We start from the raw sequence: 25,011 nt of genomic DNA on the forward strand, positions 1-25,011 counted from the left end.
GGCAGATGCCGGTCGCCTTGATCTCGACCAGCACCTCGCCCGCCTTCGGGCCCTCCAGCTGCACCGTGACGATTTCGAGCGGTTTGCCGGCCTCGAAGGCGACGGCGGCGCGGACGTCCATGGATTCCCTCCCTCGGTTGTGGGCGGCAGTGTTCCAGAGCCCTGCCCGAGAGGCAATGGCACCAGCGGCGCATGGGCGCCCTGCGCGCGGCGGGACGGTTGAGGCCCGTCTGACGGGCCGTAATGCTGGCTTTCCCGGGCCAAAGTCCCTATATGTGTTGCCCCTGTTGTTGGAACGAACCGGATACGGAAAGATGGGTAAGCCCTGGAGCCCCGAAAGCTGGCGCAACCTGCCGATCAAGCAGGTGCCGGAATATCCCGACGCCGTCGCCCTCGACGGCGTGCTGGACAAGCTCCGCTCCTATCCCCCGCTCGTCTTCGCCGGCGAGGCCCGCAAGCTGAAGAAGGCACTGGGCGACGTGGCCGAGGGGCGGGCCTTCCTGCTCCAGGGCGGCGACTGCGCCGAGAGTTTCGCGGAGTTCCACCCGAACAACATCCGCGACATGTTCCGCGTCATCCTGCAGATGGCCGTGGTGCTGACCTATGCCGCGTCCTGCCCGGTGGTGAAGGTGGGCCGTATCGCCGGCCAGTTCGCCAAGCCGCGCTCGGCCCCGACCGAGGAAGTGGGCGGCGTCACCCTGCCGTCCTACCGGGGCGACAACATCAACGGCTCGGAATTCTCGGCCGAGGCGCGGATCCCGGATCCGGTGCGCCTGCTGCAGGCCTACGGCCAGTCGGCCTCGACCCTCAACCTGCTGCGCGCCTTCGCCCAGGGCGGCTACGCCGATCTGGCGGAGGTGAACCGTTGGAACATGGGCTTCGTGCAGGGCCCGGCGATGGAACGTTATCGCGACCTCGCCCAGCGGATCGAAGAGTCGCTCGACTTCATGCGCGCCTGCGGCATCACCGGCGAGACCACGCCGGCGATCCGCCAGACCGAGTTCTACACCTCGCACGAGGCGCTGCTGCTGAATTACGAGCAGGCGATGACGCGCGAGGATTCGACCCAGGGCGGCTGGTACGACACCTCGGCCCATATGCTCTGGATCGGCGAGCGCACCCGCAACCTCGATGGCGCCCACATCGAATTCATGCGCGGCATCCGCAACCCGATCGGCTGCAAGGTCGGCCCGGGCATGGAGCCGGACGAGCTGCTGCGCCTGATCGACGCGCTGAACCCGAACAACGAGGCGGGCCGCCTGACCCTGATCACCCGCATGGGCCACGATCAGGTGGAACGCAAGCTGCCGGCGCTGGCGCGCGCGGTGAAGCGGGAAGGGCGCAAGGTCGTCTGGTCCTGCGATCCGATGCACGGCAACACGATCAAGTCCGCCTCGGGCTTCAAGACCCGGCCCTTCGACCGCATCCTGGCCGAAGTGCGCGGCTTCTTCGCGGTCCATCAGGCGGAAGGCACCTATGCCGGCGGCATCCATCTGGAGATGACCGGGCAGAACGTGACCGAATGCACCGGCGGTGCGGTGGAGATCGTCGACGAGCAGCTCGCCGATCGCTACCACACCCATTGCGACCCGCGTCTGAATGCGTCTCAGGCCCTCGAACTCGCCTTCCTCCTGGCCGAGGGCATCAAGCAGGAACGCTCCGGCGCCAAGCTGGCGGTCGCTTCCTGAGAGTGATGGGCCTCGTCGGCGACGGGGCTCATCAAAACGCCCGAAATTTGGGCAATGCCGATGGCATTGTCGCGCATTTGCAATAAAAACCTGCAATCGCTCCAAGGGTTTTGCGATGCGGTATGCGCCTCTACGCTGAGATCGGGCCAGCAGAGGAGGTATAACAATGCGCCACGATTCAGATTTCGACATAAGCGAGAAGCACCCCAGCCTGTACAATGAAGACCTGGCGCCCCTGCCACCCTCGAAGAGGCGGTGGGGCTGGTTCGAAATCTTCAATGTGTGGTCGAACGATATTCAGTCGCTGTTCGGCTATACCCTCGCCGCGACACTCTTTCTGAGTTCCGGTCTCAACGGCTGGTGGGTCTTCGCGGGCATCATTCTGGCCGGCTTCATCGTCATGGCGCTGGTCAATCTGACCGGCCGGCCGTCGGTCCTCTACGGCATTCCCTATCCCGTGATGGCGCGGGCCGCGATGGGGATCCGGGGGGCGAATTTTCCCGCGCTGATCCGGGGTATCGTCGCCATCTTCTGGTATGGCGTTCAGACATATTTCGCCTCGACCGCCGTCGCCATGCTGCTTTACGCGCTCTTCGGCGGCAAGGACGGGGGCACCTTCCTGGGCCTGACCACCATGGACTGGCTGGCCTATGTATTCGTGTCCGCCTTCCAGGTCGCGCTCTTCATGCGCGGCATCGACTGGATCACCAACTTCCTGAACTGGGCCGGCCCGCTGGTCTATGCCGTGATGATCGCCCTTGCGCTCTACATCTGGTACGACGCGGGTAACGGCATCTTCACCGCGCTCGGTACGATCTTCAGCCCGGCCGAGGGTGCCGAAGGTGGCGGCGTGGGGGCGTTCCTCGGCGTCGTCGGCACGATGATCGCGTATTTCGCCGCGGTCATCATCAACTACGGCGATTTTTCACGCTTCGTGAAGTCGCAGGGCGCCATGCGTTTCGGTAACTTCATGGGCCTTCCGGTCAGCCTCGCCTTCTTCTCCTTCCTCGCGATGTTCATCACGGCGGGAACCGTCGCCATCTTCGGCACGGCGATGACCAATCCGGCCGAGATTGTCGGTCAAGTCGACAATGTCGCGCTGACCCTGATCGCCGCCCTGACCTTCTTCGGCGCGACGGTGGGGATCAATCTGGTGGCCAACTTCATTCCGCCGTCCTACGATCTCGCCAATCTGGCGCCCTCGAAGATCAGTGCCCGGACCGGCGGCCTCATCACCGCGGCAATCGCCTTCTTCATCGGTGGTCTTTGGGTCGCCGTGATCTCGAACATCGGCATCGCGGCCTTCGTCGATACGCTCGGTGCGGTGCTGGCGCCGCTGTACGGCATCCTGGTGGCGGACTATTACTTCGTCCACCGGTCGCGCCTGAACCTCCAGCATCTCTTCGCAACGCCGCCGTCGGGCGAGTATTTCTATCAGGACGGCTGGAACAAGCGCGCGATGATTGCCTTCGCCATCGGCGCCGTGTTCTCGATCGCCACCGTCTGGTTGCCGTTCCTCGGTTTCCTGTCGGGCTTTGCCTGGATCCTGGGGGCCGCGATCGGTGCCGGCGCCCATGTCTATCTGATGCGGGCACGCATGCGCGCGATCGCCGCCGGGCTTTCGCCCGACCTCGTTGCCCGGGAGCCGGCGGAATAATCCGGAGGGTCGCGAAAGGGCCGGCCTGGCGGCCGGCCCTCTTGCCGTTCGAGAAGAACGATGTGTCTGCTATAGAAACGAAGACGCGCGCGGAAACGATGAGAGGAAACATGGAGCCCGGTCGCGATGGGACGATCCTGGTGGATCACCCCCTGATCCAGCACAAGCTGACCATCATGCGGAAGGCCGAGACCTCGACCCTCGGTTTTCGCCGCCTGCTCGGCGAGATCGCCATGCTGCTCGCCTATGAGGTGCTGCGCGACGCGCCGACCGAACTGGTCGAGATCGAGACCCCGCTCACGACCTGCATGATGCCGCAGCTCGCCGGCAAGAAACTGTGCCTCGTCTCGGTGCTGCGGGCGGGCGACGGGCTGCTGTCCGGCATGCTCGACATCCTGCCGGCGGCCCGCGTCGGCCATGTCGGGCTCTACCGCGATCCGAAGACGCTCCAGGCGGTCGAATATTTCATCAAGCTGCCGCGCGACATCGACGAGCGCATGGCGATCGTCCTCGATCCCATGCTGGCCACCGGCAATTCCGCCGTCGCCGCCGTGCAGAAGGTGAAGGACGCCGGCTGCACCTCGATCAAATTCGTCGCCCTGCTCGCCGCCCCCGAAGGCATCGCGAACCTGCGCGAGGCGCATCCGGACGTGCCGGTCTACACCTGCGCCATCGACCAATGCCTCAACGACCACGGTTACATCGTCCCCGGCCTCGGCGACGCCGGCGATCGCCTGTTCGGCACGAAATAGGCACGGCATCGACACCCCTCACCCCTACCCTCTCCCCGCAAGCGGGGCGAGGGAGTCCGTCCCTTGCTCGGCCAAAGCCCTCGCCCCTTCGGGGAGAGGGTTGGGTGAGGGGGGAACACCAACGGTTCCCTCTCGCCCGGGATCTCTACGGCAGCACGAATTCGAGCAGCAGGGTGCGTTGCAGGAAGCTGGTGTTGTCGTCCGAGAGGATGAGGGCGCGGGTCTTGCCGGCGCCGTCCCGCCAGAGCGCCAGACATTCGAAATTGTCGACCGTCAGGGGCGGGATCAATTGCGCCAGCTCGCGGTCCTGGACCGGGCCGGTGCCATCGAGGATCGCCTTCGGGATCACCGAGAGGCGGGCGCCCGGGCCGCCGGTCACGGTGAAGCGGCGTTGCAGGAGCAGGAAGTCGCCATCCGGCAGGACCTTCAGATCGGTCGGCTTGTAGATGCCGGTGGCGGCCAGTTTCAGTTCCCGGGCGGCGCCGTCGCCCGTGGCCGGGAACAGCCAGCCGGTCTGGTTGCCGGCGCCATCGAGCAGGCTTTCGGCGAAACCGATCAGGCGCCCGTCCGGCAGCGCGAACAGGGCTTCGAGGCCGCCGTTCGGCTCCGCCGCCGCGATGCCGGCGGGCAGGTTCAGGGTCGTCGGCACGGCCGCCAGGGTCTGATAGCGGAGAATCCGGTGGCGATGCTCGAAGCCGACGGCGAAGGCGCCGTCGGGCAGCAGGGTCAGGGATTCCGCGTCGCCCCATTCCTTGTTGCCGGCAAGGGAGGCGCCGTCCTCGCCGCGCAGGGGCGCGATGTCGACATCCGCCAGGCCGGCGATGCGCCCCTCCGTCCGCTCGATCACGGCCGTCATGGACCAGCCGTTGTCGGAGACCGCGGTCAGATGCGCGCCGTCGGCGGCGACCACCATGCCCGACCACCCGCCGAAACCCTTGGCCGTGGCCACGAGGTTCAGACCGCCGGCATAGGCGAGCGCGCCGACTGCATCGCGCGTGCCGTCATCGGGATCGAGGGCGACCGGATAGGCCGAGACCTCGACCGGGGCCGCGATGGCCGGGCCGGCGCAGAGGCCGGCGGCGAGAAGGGCGGCGAGCGCCGCCCGCGGGAATGCCACCGGCCTATCTCCGCCCGCGACCGCCCGCGACGCGCCGCGCGGGCTTTGCTTCCGGCTTTTCGTCGAAGAGGGATGCGAGCTGTTCCATCATGGCGCCGCCCAGTTGCTCCGCCTCGACGATGGTGACGGCGCGGCGATAGTAACGGGTGACGTCATGGCCGATGCCGATGGCGATCAGTTCGACCGGCGACCGGGTCTCGATCCAGTCGATCACCTGGCGCAGGTGCTTCTCGAGGTAGGAGCCGGAATTGACCGACAGCGTGCTGTCGTCGACCGGCGCGCCGTCCGAGATGACCATGAGGATGCGGCGCTGTTCGGTGCGCGCGATCAGGCGGTTGTGGGCCCAGAGCAGGGCCTCGCCGTCGATGTTCTCCTTCAGCAGGCCCTCGCGCATCATCAGGCCCAGGTTCTTGCGGGCCCGGCGCCAGGGCGCATCCGCGCCCTTGTAGACGATATGGCGCAGATCGTTGAGGCGGCCGGGCTGGGGCGGCTTGCCCTCCTTCAGCCAGCGCTCGCGCGACTGCCCGCCCTTCCAGGCCCTGGTGGTGAAGCCCAGGATCTCCACCTTGACCGAGCAGCGCTCCAGGGTCCGGGCCAGAATGTCGGCGCAGGTCGCGGCGACGGTGATCGGGCGCCCGCGCATGGAACCCGAATTGTCCAGCAGCAGGGTGACCACCGTGTCGCGGAAGGTCGTGTCCTGTTCGACCTTGAACGAGAGGGGATGCATGGGATCGGTGACCACGCGGGACAGCCGCGCGGCATCGAGCAGGCCTTCCTCGAGATCGAATTCCCACGACCGGTTCTGCTTCGCCATCAGGCGCCGCTGCAGCCGGTTGGCGAGCTTGGAGACGACGCCCTGCAGCGCCTGGAGCTGCTGGTCGAGATAGGCGCGCAGCCGCGTCATCTCGTCGGCGTCGCACAGGTCCTCGGCCTCGACCACTTCGTCGAATTCGGTGGTGAAGGCGCGGTAGGGCGGCTCCCCCGGTTCGTTGGTCAGGGGGCCGTTGGGGCGCCAGGGACGCGTCGCCTCCGACGGATCCTCGCCCTCGGTGCTGTCGAGATCCTGGTCGGTGTCGACTTGGACGGCGGTCTCGGACGAATCGTCGTCGCTGCTCTCCTCGGTCTCGACCATTTCGGTGGTCGAGCCCTCGGGGGCGGCGCCGTCGCCTTCGCTGTCGTCGCTCTCGCCCTCGTCGTCGTTCTCTTCCTTCGCGTCGTCGTCCTTGTCCTGGTCGTCGGGCTCGGCGTCCATGTCGTCGGAGAGGCCGAGGTCGGCGATCAGCTTTCGCGCCATCCGGGCGAAGGCGGCCTGATCGTCGGCGACGCCGACCAGGCGCTCGATGTCGCCCGCCGCCTTCTCGTCCACCCAGTCGCGCCAGAGATCGACCATCTTGGCGGCGGATTCGGGCGGCGCCGAACCGGTCAGCCTCTCGCGCACCATCAGGGCGACGGCTTCGGACAGGGGGGCGTCCGCCCGCTCGGTCACCCGGCTGTAGCCGCGCGATTTCGAGCGTTCGTCGATCATGGTGGCGAGGTTCTGGGCCACCCCTTCCATCGAATTGGCGCCGAGGGATTCGCAGCGTGCCTGTTCGACCGCGTCATAGACCGCGCGCGCGCTCGATCCTTCGGGCAGGAACTGGCCGTGCAGCTTGTCGTCGTGATGGCGCAGCCGCAGCGCCGCGGCATCGGCCTGGCCGCGCACCACGGCGACGTCGGTCGCCGACATCTCGCGCCCGGGCTGGGGCAGGCGCAGTGCGGCACCGCCGCCCGCGGGCGCCTTGGCGGCGCCGGCGAAGCCGCTGCCGGGACCGGCCGGAACCGGGCGGTTGCTCACGCCTTCGGCGCCGAAGGCGATGGTCAGCTCGCGCTTGTCGGCGATGGCGCGGGTGGTCGCGGCCACCGCGCGCTTGAACGGCTCGACGGGGTTTTCGGGGCGGCCCATGATCGGCGCCCGTCCTCAGGCGATGCGGACGTTGGCGGCCGACTCCGGCAGTTCCTTGCCGAAGCAGCGCTGGTAGTATTCCGCCACCGTCGCGCGCTCGACCTCGTCGCATTTGTTGAGGAAGGTCACCCGGAAGGCAAAGGCGACGTCGTTGAAGATGCGCGCGTTCTCCGCCCAGGTGATGACCGTGCGGGGCGACATCACGGTCGAGATGTCGCCGGCGATGAAGCCCGCGCGGGTCAGGTCGGCGACGCCCACCATGGCGCCGATGGTCTTCTTGCCCTCGGCGCTCTGGAACTGCGGCGACTTGGCGAGGACGATCGCCACTTCCTGGTCCTTCGGCAGATAGTTCAGGGTGACGACGATGTTCCAGCGGTCCATCTGGCCCTGGTTGATCTGCTGGGTGCCGTGATAGAGGCCCGTGGTGTCGCCGAGGCCGACCGTATTCGCCGTGGCGAACAGGCGGAAGGCGGAGTGGGGCCGGATCACCCGGTTCTGGTCCAGCAGGGTCAGCTTGCCCTCGACCTCCAGGATGCGCTGGATGACGAACATCACGTCCGGGCGGCCGGCGTCATATTCGTCGAACACCAGGGCGGTCGGGTTCTGCAATGCCCAGGGCAGGATGCCTTCGCGGAATTCCGTCACCTGGCGGCCGTCCTTCAGGACGATGGCGTCCTTGCCGACGAGGTCGATGCGGCTGATGTGGCTGTCCAGGTTGATGCGGATGCAGGGCCAGTTCAGGCGCGCGGCAACCTGTTCGATATGAGTCGACTTGCCGGTGCCGTGATAGCCCTGGATCATGACGCGGCGGTTGAAGGCGAAACCCGCCAGGATCGCCAGCGTGGTCTCGCGGTCGAAGCGGTAGCTGTCGTCCAGATCCGGGACATATTCGTTGGGGACCGAGAAACCGGGAACCTCGAGGTCGCTGTCGATGCCGAACACCTGGCGCACCGAAACCTTGATGTCGGGCTTTCCGTCAGGCGTTACGGCATGGGTGGAAGCAGTCATGATCGGTCCAATCCTAACTCTGCGATTACCTGGTCGTTTCCTCGCGCATGAAGCCCTTGTCGCGCAGGTGACGATAAGCTTCGATCACCTGTCTTAGCCGGGTTTCCGCGCCCTTGTCCCCCCCATTGCGGTCGGGATGATAGCGTTTGACAAGGGTCTTGTAGCGCGACTTGACGTCCGGCGCCGCCGCCCCTGCGTCAAGTTCGAGGACGGCGAGGGCCTTTCTGTCCTCGTTGGAGAGGGGGCGGGCGGCCGGCGCCGGCCCCGATTTGGCGCCGGGATCGATTCGATAGCCGGCCTCGCCCAGAAGGTCGAAGGGATCGAGGTGGGCGGCATGGTCCTGATGCGCGGCATTCCGCCCGGACGAGCGTTCGCCGAGGCGCCAGGTCGGGCGGTGCCAGGTCGCGTTCTGCGACTGATAACGCTCGATCTCGGCCGCCCCCATGCCCTCGAACCAGTTCCAGTTGCGGTTATATTCACGCACATGGTCGAGACAGAACCAGAACGGCTCGGCCTTCGGATCGCGCGAGCGCGGGGCGCGGTATTCGCCGGCCAGAGCGCAGCCCTCGCTGGCGCAAATGCGCAGCGGCGGCGTCTCACCCGGGCTTCGCGCCCGGCGCGGGTATGCGCTTTCCTTCCGGGACATCGGTGGATTATGGGTGGCCTGATGCGGCGAAACAAGGTGGGCCGGCATGGAAACCGGCCCCCCGACGACAGACAAGGAATACAGCATGCGCATGGCGGACCGAATTCGCGAAACCCTGCAGGAAGCGCTCGCGCCGATCGTGCTCGAGGTGGTGGACGATTCCGCGCGCCATGCCGGCCATGCCGGCAACCCCGGCGGCGTCGGCGAGACCCATTTCCAGATCCGCGTGGTCGCGGCGGGTTTCGCCGGACAGAGCCGGGTGGTGCGCCATCGCCGGGTCAATCAACTGCTGGCGGCGGAATTCGGGCGCGGCCTGCACGCGCTTCAACTGACCCTGCTGGCCCCCGGCGAATGAAGCCCTGAATTGCGCGCCGAGATTTGTATCCCGGCAGTTCGCATGTTCCGATTGTAATATCCTGATTGGATATGATGTTATGTATCACTCGCGATGGTAGTTTCAGCGGGGCGGGACATGCGCGTGAAAAACATCAGGATCAACGGTCATCGCACCAGCGTCCGGCTGGAGCCTTCGCTCTGGGACGCGGTCGAGGACATCTGCAGGCGCGAGGGCATCAGCCTGGACGACCTGTGCAACCGCGTCGCCGCCGAGCGGCCGGGCGGCAACTACACATCCAATCTGCGCTGCTGGGTGGTCGACTACTTCAGGTTCGCCAGCGCGGCCTGAAGGGCCGCGCGTTGGTGGTCATGCCTGCGGCCTGAAGGGCCTCATTCGGCATCCACCGGCTTCGGCAGGCTGTCCGGCGTGAAGACACCGCCGAAGGGTGTCGACGGGGCGCTGGGGGGTGCCGCAGGGGCCGGCGCCGGCGCCGCATCGCCGCCGCCGAGGCCGCCCGGCGCGAAGACGCCGCCGAAGGGGGTCGAGGGCGCGGCGCTGCCGCCGGGGGCCGTCGGGGCGTCCTGGCGCTGCTGCTGCATCCGCTCGCGCATTTCCTGTTGCAGGCGTTCCTGTTCGGCGCGCTTGGCGTCCAGGATCGACTGCACGCAGACGTCGGAATTGTGCCGGCTGCCCAGATAGATCGCGCCGCCGATGACGGCGACGAGGATCGCCGCCACGGTCGCGGGATGGCGGATGAAGGCGTTGACCGGATTGTTCAGGATGCGCGCCGCCGTCGCCCCGCCCTGGGCGAGCGCCGCCGCCCGGCGCTGCCACGCCTCGTGGACGATGGCGCCGAACAGGGTCAGCGCGATGATCACCACGGCAACGGCCGAGATCGAGGGATCGATGCCGAGGCGGACCTTGGAGGCGAGTTCGGTCGTGAAGGTGCTTTCGGCGACGATCGAGAAGACGGTGGTGTTGTAGTTCTCGAGCGAGGCGAGGAAGGCGAGCACGGCGCTGGAGAAGATCGCGGGGCGCAGGAACGGCAGCAGGATCTTGCGGAAGGCCTGGGCCGGCGTCGCCCCCATGTCGAGCGCCGCCTCGGTCAGCGTATGGTCGAAGCGCTGCAGCCGGGCGATGAAGATCAGCATCGAATAGGCCGAGATGAAGCACACCTGGCCGAGGATGGTCAGGAAGAAGCCGTTGAAGAAGACGCTATCGAAACCGAAGCCGAGCCCGCTGCCGAGACGGCCCCAGAACATCAGGGTCGAGATGCCGATGACGATGCCCGGCATCAGGATGGGCGAGATGAAGATGGTATAGAGCGCGCCGCGCAGGCGGGGCCCGACCTCGGACAGGGCCAGGGCCGCGGCAAGGCCGATGGGCGTCGCGAGGAGGACGACGCCGGCGCCGATGAACAGCGAATTGCCGAGGCCGGTGAGAAGCTTGGCGTCTCCCGCCAGCTTGCCGAACCAGTCGGTGGTGAAACAGTCCCACGGCACCACGCGCGGGAAGGGCGACGAATTGAACGCCGTCAGCACCATGATCACGAGCGGCCCGAACAGGAAGCCGAAGAACAGCAGGCAGAAGGCGATGGTGCCGAGCCGGCCGGCGGCGCTGGAACTCATCGCCCGATCTCCCCGATCCTCACCTTGAAGACCCGCATCATGAGAAGCGTGAAGAGGATGCAGACGACCACCAGGATGACCGCATAGGCGGAGCCGCGCGGCCAGTTCGAGGCATCGTTGAACCATTGATAGACGAGTTGGGTGAACCACAGGTTCGACGGCCCGCCCAGGATCTGCGGCGCCGCCAGCGCCCCGGTGGTCAGCATGAAGACCATGGTGCAGCCGGAGGCGATGCCGGGCTTCGCCATGGGGATCACGACCCGCCAGTGGATGCGCCACCACGGCGCGCCCATGTCGCGCGCCGCCTCGATCTGGTTACGGTCGAGGGCTTCGATCGCATTGTAGATCGGGAAGATCATCAGGAGGATATAGGCATAGGTGAGGCCGGCGTAGAGCGCCACGTCCTCGCGGATGAAGTCGATCGGCTCGGACCACAGGCCCAGCGTCATGCCGACGCCGTTCACCAGCCCGGTGGAACCGAACAGGATACGGAAGGCGAAGGCGCGCAGCACCTCGTTGATCCAATAGGGCACGATCAGGCCGATCACCATCAGCCGCGCCATCGACTGGCGCGCGCCATGGGCCAGCAGATAGGCGATCGGATAGCACAATATCAGGTCGAACACGGTGACCACGACCGAGGCCAGCACCGTCTTCGCCAGGATGGTCAGATGCAGGGTGTTGAAGCCGCCGTCGTTGCCGAAGATGAAATAGCCGTATTGCGACAGGGTATAGACGTCGTTCGGCCCGCCCTGTTCCGAGGGCGGCAGATTGTGACTGAAGGAGATCAGCACCATGGCGATCTGCGGCAGCACGATCAGCACGAAGACCCAGAGCGCCACCGTGCCCGCGATGAAGAGACCGACGGCGGCGCCGTGGCGGGCGAAGATCTGCCGGAAATCGGCCAGCGCACCCATGGGCGTCAACCCTTGGCCAGCGGCCCGTCGGGCAGCACGAGGCCGTTCTCCGCCGGAAAGCCGACCAGGATCGAGCCGTCGGGCCCGATGGGGGGCGGGCTGCCGTCGTTGACCAGCGACATGCGAAGCCTGAGCCCCGCCGAAGTCTCCAGCATCAGATGGCGCAGATTGCCCTCGAATTCGTCGCCCACCACCTTGGCTGCGATCTCGTTGTCGCCGGGCCTGGCCGGGCGCATCTGTTCCGGCCGGACGAAGACCAGACAGGCATCGCCCGCCTTGTACTGCCGCCCGCCGGCGGCGACGCCATGCAGGCTCAGCCCGCCCGCTCCCTCGGCCGAGACGCGGTCGCCGGCCCTGGCGGTCACGCTGACCGGGATCGCATTGGTCTCGCCCACGAAGGAGGCGACGAAACTGGTCTTCGGGCGGTCGTAGAGGGTGACGGGATCCGCCACCTGTTCGATCACGCCCTTGCTCATCACCGCGACGCGGTCGGACATGGTCAGGGCCTCGCCCTGGTCGTGGGTGATGTAGATGAAGGTGAGGCCGACGCGCTTCTGGATCTCCCGCAGTTCCGTCCGCATGTGCTGGCGCAGCTTGAGGTCGAGGGCGGAGAGCGGCTCGTCGAGCAGCAGGATGTCGGGCTCGACCGCAAGGGCGCGGGCGATCGCCACGCGCTGGCGCTGGCCGCCCGAAAGCTCGGTCACCTTCTTGTCGGCGGTGCCGGGGAGCGCGATCAGCTCCAGCAGTTCCTCGGCGCGCTTGCGGCGCTTGGCCTTGGAGATACCGCGCACTTCCAGCGGAAAGGCGATGTTCTCGGCGACCGACATCAGGGGGAAGAGGGCGAGGTTCTGGAAGATCAGGGCGGTCGGACGCTTGTTCGGGCCGACGCCCTTCATGTCGTCGCCGCCGATCAGCACGCGCCCCTCGGTCGGCTGGATGAAGCCGGAGACGCAGCGCAGAAGCGTGGTCTTGCCGCAGCCGGACGGCCCGAGGAAGGAGAAGAACTCACCTCCCGCGATCTCGAGATGGGCATCGTCCACCGCGAGATATTGGCCGAAACGGATCGACACATGGTCAAGGGTGATGGTCTTGGTCATGCGCGCACCCGACGGCCGTTACGAAAACACATTGTCCCCCCCCCCAACGCGTCGTCCCGGCGCAGGCCGGGACCTCGTGACGGAAGGGCGCCCACCTCCCCCCGAAGATCCCGGCCTTCGCCGGGATGACGCCTGAAAGAGGAGGGCGCGGGGACGAAACCACGAAGAAGCATCCGGGCCGGCGCGCCCCCCGCGCCGGCCCGGACGGCCGTCAGGCGCTCTGGAACTTGTTGACGTATTCCGCGCGCTTTTCGGCATACCAGGGGGCTTCCGGCGGCCAGGGGTTCAGCTTGGCCAGGGCTTCGCCCGGATAGGCGTCGCCGAAATTCTTGGCATAGACCTCGCCGGCGAATTTCTCGGCCCCGGTGACGGGCGAGTTGTAGCCATGGGTCTTGATCGCCTCGCCCGCCAGCTCGGGGTCGTAGCAGGCTTCGATGAAGGCATAGACCTGCTCCATGTTCTTGGCGCCGACGGGCAGGCACATGCCGTCGACCCAGGCCATGGCACCTTCGACCGGGGCGCGGTACATCACCGGCTCGCCGGCGGTCTTCAGGGCGATGGGTGGGCCGTCCCAGGTCTGGCCCACGATCACGCCCTCGTTCAGAAGGCCGTTCTTCTGGGTGTCGGCATCGTTCCACAGAAGCTTCAGGTTCTTCTTCTTGCCGATGCAATAGTCGGTCAGCTTGGACCAGACTTCGTCCAGCTTCTCCGGCGTCTCATAGGCCGACCACATGGTGCCCGGTTCCCATTCGCCCTTGTATTCGAGGGCGAGACCGGCGCCCAGCATGCCGGAATGGCCGCGGCACATGGTCTTGCCGGCATTGGCGTCGTCCCAGACGTCGCCATAGGAGGGGAATTCGCCCGCCGGGGTGAACTTGTCGGTGCGCCACGCCACACCCTCGGTGCCCCAGATGTGCGGGATCCACATCTGGCCCTTGCCGCCGAAGTTCCAATTGGTCTCGCCGGCCTTGGCCATGGCCGGGTTCACCTTGTCGATGGCGATCTTCGACATGTCGAAGGGCTGCACCAGATCCAGCGGCTCCCACAGCAGCGAGCGGTTCATGGTCGGCGTGATGATGTCGAAGCCCTGGCCGTTCGTCGCCTTCATCTTGTTCAGGATGTCGTCGTTCGAACCGATGCCGGTGAAGTTGATCTTGATCCCGGTCTTCTTGGTGAAGGCCTCGCGGAAACTGTCCGGCAGATAGTCGGACCACATCATGATGTCGATCTCGCCCGACGAGGCGAGAACGCTGCGGCTCACGATCGCCGGCATGGCCAGGGCGGCACCCCCGACAGCAGCCCCCTTCAGAACCGAACGGCGGCTGACGCCGTTCTTCCCGCGCTTGGATGCCATTGACCACTCCTTGAATTGTTCCTGCCCCGGGGAACCCCTGCGCCCCATGATGCGGCGCAAAAACGCTAGGTCGATTAGGGGAAACGGTATTAGATCCACAGGAAGAATTTTTTGGTGCCAGGAACAACCGTGCTGGACCGCTATTTCCTCGAACCGCTGGACCACGCGCGCCGCCTTCAGCAACAGGTCCACGACCGCCTGGTGGAGGCGATTCTGGACGGCGGCGTGCCCCCGCACGAACCCTTGCCCGCCACCCGCGACCTGGCCACCCGCATCGGCGTCTCGCGCAATACCATCGTGCTGGTCTACGAACGCCTGGTGGAGGACGGCTATCTGACCCCGGTGCGCCGAAGGGGCCATTTCATCAACGAACAATACGTCCGCCAGCAGCTCAACGTCCGACTCGACTATCGCCCATCGACCCTGTTCCGTGATGGCGAGACCGCGGGCAAGGCCTGGGCGGAGCGTCTGCGCCAGCACCCCTCGCGCAACCGCAACATCGTGAAGCCGGCCAATTGGCGCGACTATCGCTATCCCTTCATCTACGGCCAGGTGACGACGGACAAGACCTCGATCGCGCGCTGGCGCGACTGCACGCGCCTTGCCGGCACGCCCTATCACGCCAATGCCTGGGTCGGCGACCTGATCGACGCCGACGATCCCCTGCTGGTCGACCAGGTGATCTCCCGCGTGCTGCCCCAGCGCGGGCTGCGCGCGGGAAGGGAGGAGGTGCTGATCACCTGCGGCTCCCAGAACGCGCTCTATATGGCGGCGCAGCTTCTCGCCGGGCCCGGCTGCCGGGTCGGGATCGAGAATCCGGGCTATGTCGATGCCCGCAACATCATGGCCGCCACGGGGGCGGACCTCGTGCCCCTGCCGGTCGATGCCAATGGCGTCGTCACCGGGGCGGCGATGCGCGGCTGCGATCTCGTCTATACGACCCCCAGCCATCAATCGCCGACCAGCGTCACCCTCTCCCTGCAACGCCGCCTCGCCCTGGCCGAGGCGGCGCGCAACGACGACATCCTCCTGATCGAGGATGATTACGAGCACGAATTGAATTTCATCGGGCCCCAGCGCCCGGCCCTCAAGAGTTTCGACACCACGGGCCGCACGATCTATCTGGGCTCGCTGTCCAAGGCCCTGTTCCCCGGGCTCCGTCTCGGCTTCGTCGTCGCCCCCGAACCCCTGATCCGCGAGATGCGGGCGCTGCGCCGCATGATGTATCGCCACCCCTCGGCCCACGACCAGCGCGCCATGGCGATCTTCCTGATGGAAGGCCATATGGACGCCCATGTCCGGCGCCTGCGCGATCAACTGGCCCGCAAATGGACCACCATGCACCGCGAACTCGCCGCCCGCCTCCCCGACAGCCGCCCCACCGCCACCACCGGCGGTTCCTCGGTCTGGCTCCGCCTCCCCCCCGGCATCGACTGCTGGACCCTGCAACGCGCCGCCGCCCGCCGCGGCGTCCTCATCGAACCCGGCGACATCCATTTCCTGGGCCCCGAACCGCCGAGGGATTACGTGCGTCTGGGGTTTGCCGCGATCGGGTTGGACGCGATTGCGCCGGGGCTGGCGGAATTGCAGGCGGCTGTGGAGGAGGTTGAGAGGGGGGCTTGATGCAGACTTCTTTCCGGTCAGTCTTTTTGCTTGAGCGTTGTCCCCCCAATCCACACCCCGCGACCGATGATCCAGGCGCACGGAGGCCCCGACAAAATGGGGCTAGGCAGGGGATTGCGAACGCAGCACGGTTTGCGGCAGGGCGAACACGCTTGAGGAAGAACAATGTCGGCTGACGCGAACAGCATTCTTTTCCGGCCCTTCGATGTGAAGAGCCTGCATATGAAGAACCGGATCGTCATGGCGCCCATGACGCGGGACAAGTCGCCGGGTGGTGTGCCGGGGCCGGATGTCGCGGAATATTACCGGAAGCGCGCGGCGGGCGGCGTCGGGCTCATCATCACCGAGGGCACGACGATCGACCATGCGGCGGCGTCGGGCTCCGACAATTATCCGCGCTTTCATGGCGAGGATGCGCTGGCGGGCTGGGCCGAGGTCGTGAAGGCGGTCCATGCCGAGGGCGGACTGATCGCGCCGCAGCTCTGGCATGTCGGCATGATGCGGAGCCCGAAGCAGGTGTTCAATCCGGAGGTGCCCAGCGTCGGCCCCTCCGGCCTCAAGGTGCCGGGCAAGCGGAACGGCCACACCCTGACCGAGAGCGAGATCGGCGACATCATCGCCGCCTTCGCCAAGGGCGCGGCGGACGCCCAGCGCCTCGGCTTCGATGCGGCGGAATTCCATGGCGCGCACGGCTATCTGATCGACCAGTTCTTCTGGGACGGCACCAACGAGCGCACCGACCGATGGGGCGGCGATCTGGTGGCGCGCGGGCGTTTCGGGGTCGAGATCGTCAAGGCGGCGCGGGCCCTGGTGGGCCCCGACTTCCCGCTGATCCTGCGCATGTCGCAATGGAAGCAGCAGGATTTCACCAAGCGCCTGGCCGAGACCCCGGCGGAATGGGAAGCTTTCGTCACCCCCTTCGTCGATGCCGGCGTCGATGTCTTCCACTGCTCCACACGGCGCTTCTGGACCCCGGAATTCGAGGGTTCGGACCTCAATCTCGCCGGCTGGACCAAGAAGCTGACGGGCAAGCCCACCATCACAGTCGGCAGCGTCAGCCTCGGCGGCGCCGATGACTTCATCGCCGCCTTCGCCGGCCAGGGCGCCGAGATCGTCGGCATCGAGAACCTGGTGGAGCGGATGGAGCGCGGCGAATTCGATCTGGTCGCCGTCGGCCGCGCGCTGCTCGCCAATCCCGACTGGCCGAAGCTGGTGCAGGGCGGGCGCTATGGCGACCTCAAGGCCTATTCGAAGGATTTCCTGCTCGAACTGGTCTGACGCGAGGGCTCGCGCGGCCGCCGTTCGCGACGATGAGAAGCGAGCGCGGCCAAGGGCTTGCCGGAATACCGACGGGGCCTTCGCGGCCCCGTCTTGTATTCTGGCCTTGAATGCCTTAAGTATGACCCGTCGATCTTGTTGACGAATTTTGTTACTGCGCTTTGGCGCCCCGACGATCTTCTACTCTCAATATCGAAATGCCAGTCCCTGGGGCGTTCCCGGGGGCGAAAACCTATGCCGATCTGAGAAAGGAATCGTCATGATCACGGGCACCGTGAAATTCTTCAACACCACCAAGGGCTTCGGCTTCATCCAGCCCGAGAACGGCGGCGCGGACGTCTTCGTCCACATCTCCGCCGTCGAGCGCTCGGGCCTGCGCGGCCTGGTCGACGGTCAGAAGGTCAGCTTCGAGATCGTCAAGGACAGCCGCACCGGCCGTTCCGCCGCCGACAATCTGCAGGCGGCGTAATCCACGCGCCGCGCCGGCGGTCGACCACGGATGTACTGGCGATCGCCGCGCTGAACGGCGTGATGGATTGAAGAGAGGTCGGGGGATTCCCCCGGCCTTTTTTCTTGCCCGATCGAGGCGTGCCGGTCAGAGATCGGCGCGGCCCAGCACCTTCTGCAGGATCTCGCCCATGCGCAGCATGTCGTCTTCCGGCACCGAGAGGGCGGGGGCGAAGATGACGGCATCGCCGGTCGCCTTGATGTGCAGGCCGGCATCGAACAGCAGGCGCTGCACCGTGCTGCCCTTGGCCCCCGGCGCCGCGCCCGGTGTCAGTTGAATGCCCGCCAGCATGCCGTAACCCCGCAGGTCCGCCACCTGGGGCAGGTTGCGGAAGCCGAAGACCATGTCGAGGAATTTTGGCGACAGCGCCTTGGCCCGGCCGAACAGATCCTCGTCGCGATAGATGTTCAGGGCGGCGATGCCGGCGGCGCAGGCGACCGGATGGGCGGAATAGGTATAACCGTGGAAGAGTTCCGGCCGGTCGCCCTGGGCGGCGTCGATCACCGCTTCCTGAATCTCGCCCTTCACCGCGACGGCCGACATGGGCACCACGCCATTGGTCAGCGCCTTGGCCATGGTGATCAGGTCCGGCTTCACCGCGAATTCCTGGGCCGCGAAGGCGGAGCCGGTGCGCCCGAAGCCGGTGATCACTTCGTCGAAGACCAGAAGGATGCCGTATTTGTCGCAGATGGCGCGGATCCGCTCCAGGTACCCCTTGGGCGGCACCACGGTGCCGATGGAACCGGCGATCGGCTCGATGAAGACGGCGGCGATGGTCTCGCCCCCGTAGAGGCGGCACATTTCCTCCAGATCCTCGGCGCGGTCGGCGCCCGTCTCCGGCTGGCCGCGGGAGAAGCGCTGCTCCTCCGACCAGGTGTGGCGCATGTGGACGGCATCGAAGGTGACGGCGCCGAAGTCGCGGCGATTGTTGACCATGCCGGCCAGCGAGGTGCCGCCCAGATTGACGCCGTGATAGGCCCAATTGCGCGAGACGAAGCGGGTGCGCTGGCTCTGCCCCGTGGCGCGATGATAGGCAAGGCAGATCTTCACGGCGGAATCGACCGCCTCCGAGCCCGAATTGCCGAAGAAGATACGGTCGATACCGTCCGGCAGGATGCCCGCCAGCCGTTCCGCGAATTCGAAGGAAATCGGCGCCGCGCGCTGGAAATGCGGCGTGTAGTCGAGGGTCATGATCTGCTGATGGACGGCGTCCGCGATCTCGCGCCGGCCGTGGCCGGCGGCGCAACAGAACAGGCCCGAGGCCCCGTCCAGGATCTTCTGCCCGTCCGGCGTCCAATAGCGCACACCTTCGGCCTTGGCGAAGATCTGCGGCGCTTCCTTGAACAGCCGGTTGTTCGTGAACGGCAGCCAGTGATGATCCATCTTCGGCAGGGGGGCATTCATGATCGGCATTCCCATCGAGCGCACAGTCGGTGCACAGTCTGCCGGATCGCCTCCACATGATAGATCCACGGGGGCTAATTTCGATGGTCCAGAGCCTGTTCTGGCACCATCGCCTCTCGCCGTCCTTCAGGAGATTCGTCATGTCCAAGACCGTGCTCATCACCGGCGCCACCGCAGGCTTCGGCGCCGCCGCCAGTCGCCGCTTCGTCGCCGCCGGCTGGAAGGTGATCGGCACCGGGCGCCGGGCGGCGCGGCTGGATGCGCTGCGCGACGAATTGGGCGCGGACAAGTTTTGCGGCGCCGCCTTCGACATGCGCGACGAGGCGGCGATCCAGGCGGCGCTCGACGGTCTGCCGGCGGATTTCGCCACGATCGACTGGCTGGTGAACAATGCCGGCCTCGCGCTCGGCACCGGGCCGGCGCAGACGTCCGATCTCGACCAGTGGCGCCAGATGATCGACACCAATATCACCGGCCTCGTCACCATCACCCGCATGCTGCTGCCCCGGCTGATCGAGGTGAAGGGCGGCATCGTCAACCTGTCGTCGGTGGCGGCCCATTGGCCCTATCCGGGCGGCAATGTCTATGGCGGCACCAAGGCCTTCGTGCGCCAGTTCTCCTATGGCCTGCGTTGCGATCTCGCCGGCACCGGCGTCCGCGTCACCTCGATCGAGCCGGGCATGTGCGAGAGCGAATTCACCCTGGTGCGCACCGGCGGCAACAAGGACGCCTATGACAAGCTCTATGGCGGCGCCGATCCCCTCCAGCCCGAGGATATCGCCGAGACGATCTTCCATGTCGCCAGCCTGCCGGCCCATATGAACATCAATGCGATCGAACTGATGCCGGTTTCGCAGAGCTGGTCGCCCTTCGCGGTTCATCGCAAGGGCTGAGCCATCGTTTTTGCGCCTCTCTTTCGCGTTGCGGTGTAGACTTTGGATTCCGCAATGCGAAAGGGGGAGCACGTGACGGGGATCGATCAGGACGAAGGCTTCGCCACCGGTTCCGGCGCGCCGGCCGTCGCCGACAAGACCCTCGAACAGGCGCTCGGCGTGCAGATCCGCCATCTGCGCCGCCAGCTCGACCTGACGGTGGCCCATCTGGCCGGCGCCGCCGGCATTTCGACCGGCATGCTCTCGAAGATCGAGAACGGCCAGATCTCGCCCTCGCTCAACACGATCCAGGCGCTGGCTGGCGCGCTCAATGTGCCCATCGCCGCGCTCTTCGCCTCCTTCGACGAGAAGCGCGACTGTTCCTATGTGCGGGCGGGGCAGGGCGTGATCATCGAGCGGCGCGGCACCAAGGTCGGCCATCAATACGAATTGCTCGGCCATGCGCTCGGCGGCGAGATCGTCTGCGAACCCTATCTGATCACCCTTCGGGAAGAGGCGACGCCCTATACCGCCTTCCAGCACGGCGGCGCCGAATTCATCTACATGATGTCGGGCGAGATCCAGTACCGCCACGCCGACCGCATCTACGACCTGAAGCCGGGCGACGCCCTGCTGTTCGACAGCGGCGCCGCCCACGGCCCCGACCGTCTGGTCAAGCTGCCCGCCACCTATCTCTCGGTGATCATCTATCCGCGGGACAAGGAGTGAGTTTCTTTTGAAGAAATAATTATTCCTGACCGTTGACGGCTCGCGAGGGCTCGGCTAGAACCGTGGCATCGGTCAAATCGCGGGACAGGCGCATGTGCGGCATCGTCGGACTCTTCATTAAGGACCCTGCATTGGAGCCGCGTCTGGGGGAATTGCTCGCCCGGATGCTGGAGGTGATGAGCGATCGCGGGCCGGATAGTGCGGGCTTCGCGGTCTATGGCGCCGGGCGGCCCGATTTCGTGAAATTGTCGCTGCGCCCGCCCGCCGGCTTCGATGCGCGCAGCCTGATGGCAGCACTCTCGGTCGCGGGCGGCGAGGTTTCGGCGGTGACGCGCGACAGCCATGTCATCGTCGAAATCCCGGCCAAGGCGGAGGCGGCGGCCCGCGCCCTGATCGCCGAACGCTTTCCCGAGGTCACGGTGGTCGGCTCCGGTGCGCGCATGGAAATCTACAAGGAAGTGGGCCTGCCGAAAGCGGTCGCCGAACGTTTCGGCCTGCCGGCCATGAGCGGCAGCCACGGCATCGGTCACACGCGGATGGCGACCGAATCCGCCGTCACCACCAATGGCGCCCATCCGTTCTCGACCGGGCGGGATCAATGCCTGGTCCACAATGGTTCCCTTTCCAATCACAATGACATGCGCCGCCGCCTGACGCGGGAAGGCGTGCGCATCGAGACCGAGAACGACAGCGAGGTCGCGGCCGGTTACCTGACCTGGCGCCTGGGGAAGGGGGAGGCGCTGAACGACGCGCTGACCGCCGCGCTTTCGGCACTGGATGGTTTCTTCACCTTCGTCGTCGGCACCGAGACCGGCTTCGGCGTGCTGCGCGATCCGATCGCCTGCAAGCCCGCGGTGATGGCCGAAACCGATGCCTATGTCGCCTTCGGGTCCGAATATCGTGCGCTTGCCGGCCTGCCGGGGATCGAGACTGCCCGCGTGTTCGAGCCGGAACCGGCCACCGTCTATTTCTGGGAGCGCGCGGCATGACCACCCGTGTCATCGATCTCGCCACGGAAGGCGTGCGCGGCCTCAATGCCGCCCTTCACGCCGACAAGGCGCATAAGCATTGGCAGGTACTGAACCCCGCCGGTCTCCATTCGATCGCGGTCGGTATCGATGCCCCAACGACGGTCGAGATCGACGGCCATGTCGGCTATTACTGCGCCGGCATGAACAAACATGCGTCCGTCACCGTGAAGGGCAATGCCGGGGTCGGCGTCGCCGAGAACATGATGTCGGGCCGGGTTCATGTGCTGGGCGACGCCAGCCAGGCGGCCGGCGCCACGGCCCATGGCGGTTCCCTGATCATCGACGGCAATGCCTCGGCGCGCTGCGGCATTTCGATGAAGGGCGTCGACATTCTGGTGAAGGGCAACATCGGCCATATGTCCGCCTTCATGGCCCAGGCCGGTACGCTGACCGTGCTCGGCAATGCGGGCGACGCGCTCGGCGATTCGATCTATGAGGCGAAGATCTTCGTCCGTGGCACCGTCGCCGGCCTCGGCGCCGACTGCATCGAGAAGGAGATGCGGGACGAGCACAAGGCCCTGCTGTTCGGGCGCCTGAAGGCGGCGGGGCTGGACGGCCAGGTCGACGTCGGGGAGTTCCGGCGCTACGGCTCGGCCCGCAAGCTCTATAATTTCACCACCGACAATCTCGACGCCTATTGAGCGGGGGCGGGACATGAGCAGTTACCACAATCCCCATACCTTCCCGCGCAAATCGGCCGCCTTCGACGATTATGCCCTGTCGGAAATTCGGCGCGCGGCGGCGACCGGCCTCTATGACATCAGGGGCGGCGGCGCCAAGCGGAAGGTGCCGCATCTCGACGACCTTCTCTTCCTCGGCGCCTCCATGAGCCGCTATCCCCTGGAAGGCTACCGCGAGAAATGCGGGACCAATGTGATCCTGGGCGATCGTTTCGCGAAGAAGCCGATCGAATTGAAGATCCCGGTCACCATCGCCGGCATGAGCTTCGGCTCCCTCTCGGCCGAGGCGAAGGAGGCGCTGGGGCGCGGCGCCTCCGCCATGGGCACCTCCACCACCACGGGCGACGGCGGCATGACGCCGGAGGAACGGGGCCATTCCTCGATCCTGGTCTATCAATATCTGCCGTCGCGCTATGGCATGAACCCGGATGATTTGAGGAAGGCCGACGCCATCGAAGTGGTCGTGGGCCAGGGCGCCAAGCCGGGCGGCGGCGGCATGCTGCTGGGCCAGAAGATCTCCGAGCGTGTGGCCGAGATGCGCTGCCTGCCACAAGGCATCGACCAGCGCTCCGCCTGCCGCCATCCGGACTGGACCGGGCCCGACGACCTCGAAATCAAGATCGAGGAACTACGGGAGATCACCGACTGGCAAAAGCCGATCTATGTGAAGATCGGTGCCGCACGGCCCTATTACGACACGGCGCTGGCGGTGAAAGCGGGGGCCGACGTCGTCGTCCTGGACGGCATGCAGGGCGGCACGGCGGCGACCCAGGAAGTGTTCATCGAACATGTCGGCCTGCCGCTGCTGGCCGCGATCCGCCCGGCGGTGCAGGCGTTGCAAGACCTCGGCATGCACAGGAAGGTGCAGCTCATCGTCTCCGGCGGTATCCGCAATGGCGCCGATGTCGCCAAATGCCTGGCGCTGGGGGCCGATGCGGTCTCGATCGGCACGGCGGCCCTGGTGGCGCTGGGCGACAACGACCCGGTGCACGAGACGGAATACAGGACGCTTGGCACCACCGCCGGCGCCTATGACGATTGGCACGAGGGGCGCGATCCGGCTGGCATCACCACCCAGGACCCGATGCTGGCCAAGCGCCTCGACCCGGTGCTGGCCGGGCGGCGCCTCGCCAATTACCTGGCGGTGCTGGCGCTCGAGGCCCAGACCATCGCGCGCGCCTGCGGCAAGAGCCATGTCCACAATCTGGAGCCGGAGGATCTGGTGGCCCTGACGGTGGAGGCGGCGGCCATGGCCAAGGTGCCCCTGGCCGGAACCGACTGGATTCCGGGCAACGAGAGTCGGGGGCGGGGCCCCTATTGAATGGATCGAGACTGACGGAAGGCGGGCGAGGCACATGGCGACGGATCTGGCGGCGGCGGCCAAGGAACTGGGCATCAGATATTTCCTGATCTCCTATACCGACCTCTTCGGCGTGCAGCGGGCGAAACTGGTGCCCGCCTCGGCGATCGGCGGCATGGCCCGGGACGGCGCCGGCTTCGCCGGCTTCGCCACCTGGCTGGACATGAGCCCGGCCGACAGCGATCTCTTCGCCGTGCCCGATCCCGACAGCCTGATCCAACTGCCGTGGAAGAAGGAAGTCGGCTGGCTGGCCGCCGATCTCTGGATGGACGGCAAACCGGTCGAACAGGCGCCGCGCGCGGTCCTGAAGAAGGCGATGGCGGCGGCGGAGGCCCGGGGCTTCGAGCTGAAGACCGGCGTCGAATGCGAATATTTCCTCATCACGCCCGACGGCAAGTCGATCTCGGACGCCGCCGATACGGCGGACAAGCCGTGCTACGACCAGCTCATCCTGATGCGGCGCTACGACGTCATCACGGAAATCTGCGATGCCATGCAGTCGCTCGGCTGGGCGCCCTATCAGAACGACCACGAGGATGCGAACGGCCAGTTCGAGATGAACTGGGAATACGACAACGCGCTCGTCACCGCCGACCGCCACGCCTTCTTCAAATACATGGTGAAGTCGATCGCGGAGAAGCATGGCCTTCGCGCCACCTTCATGCCCAAGCCCTTCCCCAATCTGACCGGCAACGGCTGCCACATGCATGTCTCCCTGTGGCAGGGCCATGTGAACGCCTTCGCCGATCCGGCGGGCGAACTTGGCCTCTCGAAGATCGGCTATCACTTCATCGCCGGCGTGATGGCGGAAGCCCAGGCGCTCTGCGCCCTGACCAATCCGACGGTGAATTCCTACAAGCGGATCAATGCCCCGGTGACGCTGTCGGGCGCCACCTGGTCGCCCAATACGGTCACCTATACCGGCAACAACCGCACCCATATGATCCGGATCCCGGATGCCGGGCGCTTCGAATTGCGCCTGGCCGACGGCTCGGCCAATCCCTATCTGCTGCCGGCGGCGGTGCTGGTCGCGGGGCTCGATGGCATGGCGCGGGAACTGGATCCGGGCAAGCGCCTGGACATCAACATGTATACCGAGGGGCACAGGGCGCGGAACGCGCGCAAACTGCCCCTCAACCTCCTCGACGCGCTGCGCCTGCTGGCTCGGTCGGCGGTGCTGCGCGGCGGGCTGGGCGACGATTTCGTCACGGCCTACCTCAAGCTGAAGCAGGAGGATTGGAACGCCTATTCGCGCCACCTCACCCAGTGGGAGCGCGATACCACCCTCGATTGCTGATCCCGCCGCAAAGGGCGATGCGGGCTTGACGCCGGGCGGTCGACAGGCTTTCTGACCGCCAAAGTCGAGACTGTCGCGAGAGAACC

At 66.4% G+C, this 25,011-nt stretch carries 23 protein-coding genes; 14 read left to right on the forward strand and 9 right to left on the reverse strand.

Features of this window, described 5'->3' with window-relative positions; genetic code table 11:
- Positions 1-314 precede the first annotated feature (314 nt).
- From L2U69_RS00010 to upp, 3 genes are all read left to right on the forward strand, one after another.
- Complete coding sequence (locus L2U69_RS00010; protein ID WP_236104296.1) at positions 315-1,688, forward strand: class II 3-deoxy-7-phosphoheptulonate synthase; 1,374 nt, start codon at positions 315-317, stop codon at positions 1,686-1,688.
- A gap of 166 nt (positions 1,689-1,854) precedes the next feature.
- On the forward strand, positions 1,855-3,345 hold the full coding sequence (locus L2U69_RS00015) for an NCS1 family nucleobase:cation symporter-1 (protein ID WP_236104297.1): 1,491 nt from the start codon (positions 1,855-1,857) through the stop codon (positions 3,343-3,345).
- Between the two features lie 110 nt (positions 3,346-3,455).
- On the forward strand, positions 3,456-4,097 hold the full coding sequence (upp, locus tag L2U69_RS00020; protein ID WP_236104298.1) for a uracil phosphoribosyltransferase: 642 nt from the start codon (positions 3,456-3,458) through the stop codon (positions 4,095-4,097).
- A gap of 145 nt (positions 4,098-4,242) precedes the next feature.
- Here upp and L2U69_RS00025 read toward each other — a convergent pair whose 3' ends face one another.
- Genes L2U69_RS00025 through L2U69_RS00040 form a run of 4 tightly spaced genes read right to left on the reverse strand, consistent with a single transcriptional unit; the run spans position 4,243 to position 8,810 of the window.
- Positions 4,243-5,214 carry an esterase-like activity of phytase family protein gene (locus tag L2U69_RS00025; RefSeq protein WP_236104299.1) on the reverse strand — a complete coding sequence of 324 codons (972 nt, stop codon included), beginning with the start codon at positions 5,212-5,214 and terminating at the stop codon, positions 4,243-4,245.
- A 4-nt stretch (positions 5,215-5,218) separates the two neighbouring features.
- Positions 5,219-7,156, reverse strand: coding sequence for a cobaltochelatase subunit CobT (gene cobT / locus L2U69_RS00030; RefSeq protein WP_236104300.1), 1,938 nt, complete (start codon positions 7,154-7,156; stop codon positions 5,219-5,221).
- 15 nt (positions 7,157-7,171) lie between these two features.
- Positions 7,172-8,164 (reverse strand): cobaltochelatase subunit CobS, encoded by a 993-nt coding sequence (gene cobS / locus L2U69_RS00035; RefSeq protein WP_236104301.1) that lies wholly within the window; start codon positions 8,162-8,164, stop codon positions 7,172-7,174.
- A 25-nt stretch (positions 8,165-8,189) separates the two neighbouring features.
- Positions 8,190-8,810 (reverse strand): J domain-containing protein, encoded by a 621-nt coding sequence (locus L2U69_RS00040; protein ID WP_236104302.1) that lies wholly within the window; start codon positions 8,808-8,810, stop codon positions 8,190-8,192.
- A gap of 46 nt (positions 8,811-8,856) precedes the next feature.
- Between L2U69_RS00040 and L2U69_RS00045 the strand changes: the two genes are divergently transcribed.
- Entirely contained in the window at positions 8,857-9,165 is a 309-nt protein-coding gene (locus tag L2U69_RS00045) for a BolA family protein (protein WP_236104303.1), read from the forward strand.
- 117 nt (positions 9,166-9,282) lie between these two features.
- Positions 9,283-9,495, forward strand: coding sequence for a ribbon-helix-helix domain-containing protein (locus L2U69_RS00050; RefSeq protein WP_236104304.1), 213 nt, complete (start codon positions 9,283-9,285; stop codon positions 9,493-9,495).
- A gap of 41 nt (positions 9,496-9,536) precedes the next feature.
- Here L2U69_RS00050 and L2U69_RS00055 read toward each other — a convergent pair whose 3' ends face one another.
- The 4 genes from L2U69_RS00055 to L2U69_RS00070 all read right to left on the reverse strand — a co-directional run bounded on the left by L2U69_RS00055 (position 9,537) and on the right by L2U69_RS00070 (position 14,143).
- A complete protein-coding gene (locus L2U69_RS00055) occupies positions 9,537-10,775 on the reverse strand; it encodes an ABC transporter permease (RefSeq protein ID WP_236104305.1) in 1,239 nt (412 codons plus the stop codon).
- Complete coding sequence (locus L2U69_RS00060) at positions 10,772-11,692, reverse strand: ABC transporter permease (protein WP_236104306.1); 921 nt, start codon at positions 11,690-11,692, stop codon at positions 10,772-10,774. Before L2U69_RS00060 ends, L2U69_RS00055 begins: the two co-directional genes overlap by 4 nt.
- 5 nt (positions 11,693-11,697) lie before the next feature.
- Positions 11,698-12,789, reverse strand: a complete 1,092-nt coding sequence (locus tag L2U69_RS00065; protein WP_236104307.1) for an ABC transporter ATP-binding protein — start codon at positions 12,787-12,789, stop codon at positions 11,698-11,700.
- A gap of 211 nt (positions 12,790-13,000) precedes the next feature.
- Positions 13,001-14,143 (reverse strand): extracellular solute-binding protein, encoded by a 1,143-nt coding sequence (locus L2U69_RS00070; protein ID WP_236104308.1) that lies wholly within the window; start codon positions 14,141-14,143, stop codon positions 13,001-13,003.
- 114 nt (positions 14,144-14,257) lie between these two features.
- Between L2U69_RS00070 and L2U69_RS00075 the strand changes: the two genes are divergently transcribed.
- The 3 genes from L2U69_RS00075 to L2U69_RS00085 all read left to right on the forward strand — a co-directional run bounded on the left by L2U69_RS00075 (position 14,258) and on the right by L2U69_RS00085 (position 17,513).
- Entirely contained in the window at positions 14,258-15,766 is a 1,509-nt protein-coding gene (locus tag L2U69_RS00075; protein WP_236104309.1) for an aminotransferase-like domain-containing protein, read from the forward strand.
- 165 nt (positions 15,767-15,931) lie between these two features.
- Positions 15,932-17,044 carry an NADH:flavin oxidoreductase gene (locus L2U69_RS00080; protein ID WP_236104310.1) on the forward strand — a complete coding sequence of 371 codons (1,113 nt, stop codon included), beginning with the start codon at positions 15,932-15,934 and terminating at the stop codon, positions 17,042-17,044.
- 259 nt (positions 17,045-17,303) lie between these two features.
- Positions 17,304-17,513 (forward strand): cold-shock protein, encoded by a 210-nt coding sequence (locus L2U69_RS00085; RefSeq protein WP_236104311.1) that lies wholly within the window; start codon positions 17,304-17,306, stop codon positions 17,511-17,513.
- A 126-nt stretch (positions 17,514-17,639) separates the two neighbouring features.
- On the opposite strand, the gene L2U69_RS00090 is transcribed toward L2U69_RS00085, so the two are convergent.
- Positions 17,640-18,956, reverse strand: a complete 1,317-nt coding sequence (locus tag L2U69_RS00090) for an aminotransferase class III-fold pyridoxal phosphate-dependent enzyme (RefSeq protein WP_236104312.1) — start codon at positions 18,954-18,956, stop codon at positions 17,640-17,642.
- 140 nt (positions 18,957-19,096) lie between these two features.
- Here L2U69_RS00090 and L2U69_RS00095 point away from each other — a divergent pair, with 140 nt between their 5' ends.
- From L2U69_RS00095 to glnT, 6 genes are all read left to right on the forward strand, one after another.
- Entirely contained in the window at positions 19,097-19,849 is a 753-nt protein-coding gene (locus tag L2U69_RS00095) for an SDR family NAD(P)-dependent oxidoreductase (protein WP_236104313.1), read from the forward strand.
- 72 nt (positions 19,850-19,921) lie between these two features.
- On the forward strand, positions 19,922-20,557 hold the full coding sequence (locus L2U69_RS00100) for a helix-turn-helix domain-containing protein (protein WP_236104314.1): 636 nt from the start codon (positions 19,922-19,924) through the stop codon (positions 20,555-20,557).
- 92 nt (positions 20,558-20,649) lie between these two features.
- Entirely contained in the window at positions 20,650-21,546 is an 897-nt protein-coding gene (locus tag L2U69_RS00105) for a class II glutamine amidotransferase (RefSeq protein ID WP_236104315.1), read from the forward strand.
- Complete coding sequence (locus L2U69_RS00110) at positions 21,543-22,229, forward strand: protein glxC (protein ID WP_236104316.1); 687 nt, start codon at positions 21,543-21,545, stop codon at positions 22,227-22,229. The genes L2U69_RS00105 and L2U69_RS00110 overlap by 4 nt, the downstream gene beginning before the upstream one ends.
- Before the next feature lie 13 nt (positions 22,230-22,242).
- Entirely contained in the window at positions 22,243-23,589 is a 1,347-nt protein-coding gene (locus L2U69_RS00115) for an FMN-binding glutamate synthase family protein (protein ID WP_236104317.1), read from the forward strand.
- Positions 23,590-23,623: 34 nt separating this feature from the next.
- Complete coding sequence (gene glnT / locus L2U69_RS00120; protein ID WP_236104318.1) at positions 23,624-24,925, forward strand: type III glutamate--ammonia ligase; 1,302 nt, start codon at positions 23,624-23,626, stop codon at positions 24,923-24,925.
- The last annotated feature ends 86 nt before the right edge of the window (positions 24,926-25,011 follow it).

Origin of the sequence: Zavarzinia marina, assembly GCF_021568905.1 — a bacterium.
Classification (GTDB): Bacteria; Pseudomonadota; Alphaproteobacteria; order Zavarziniales; family Zavarziniaceae; genus Zavarzinia; species Zavarzinia marina.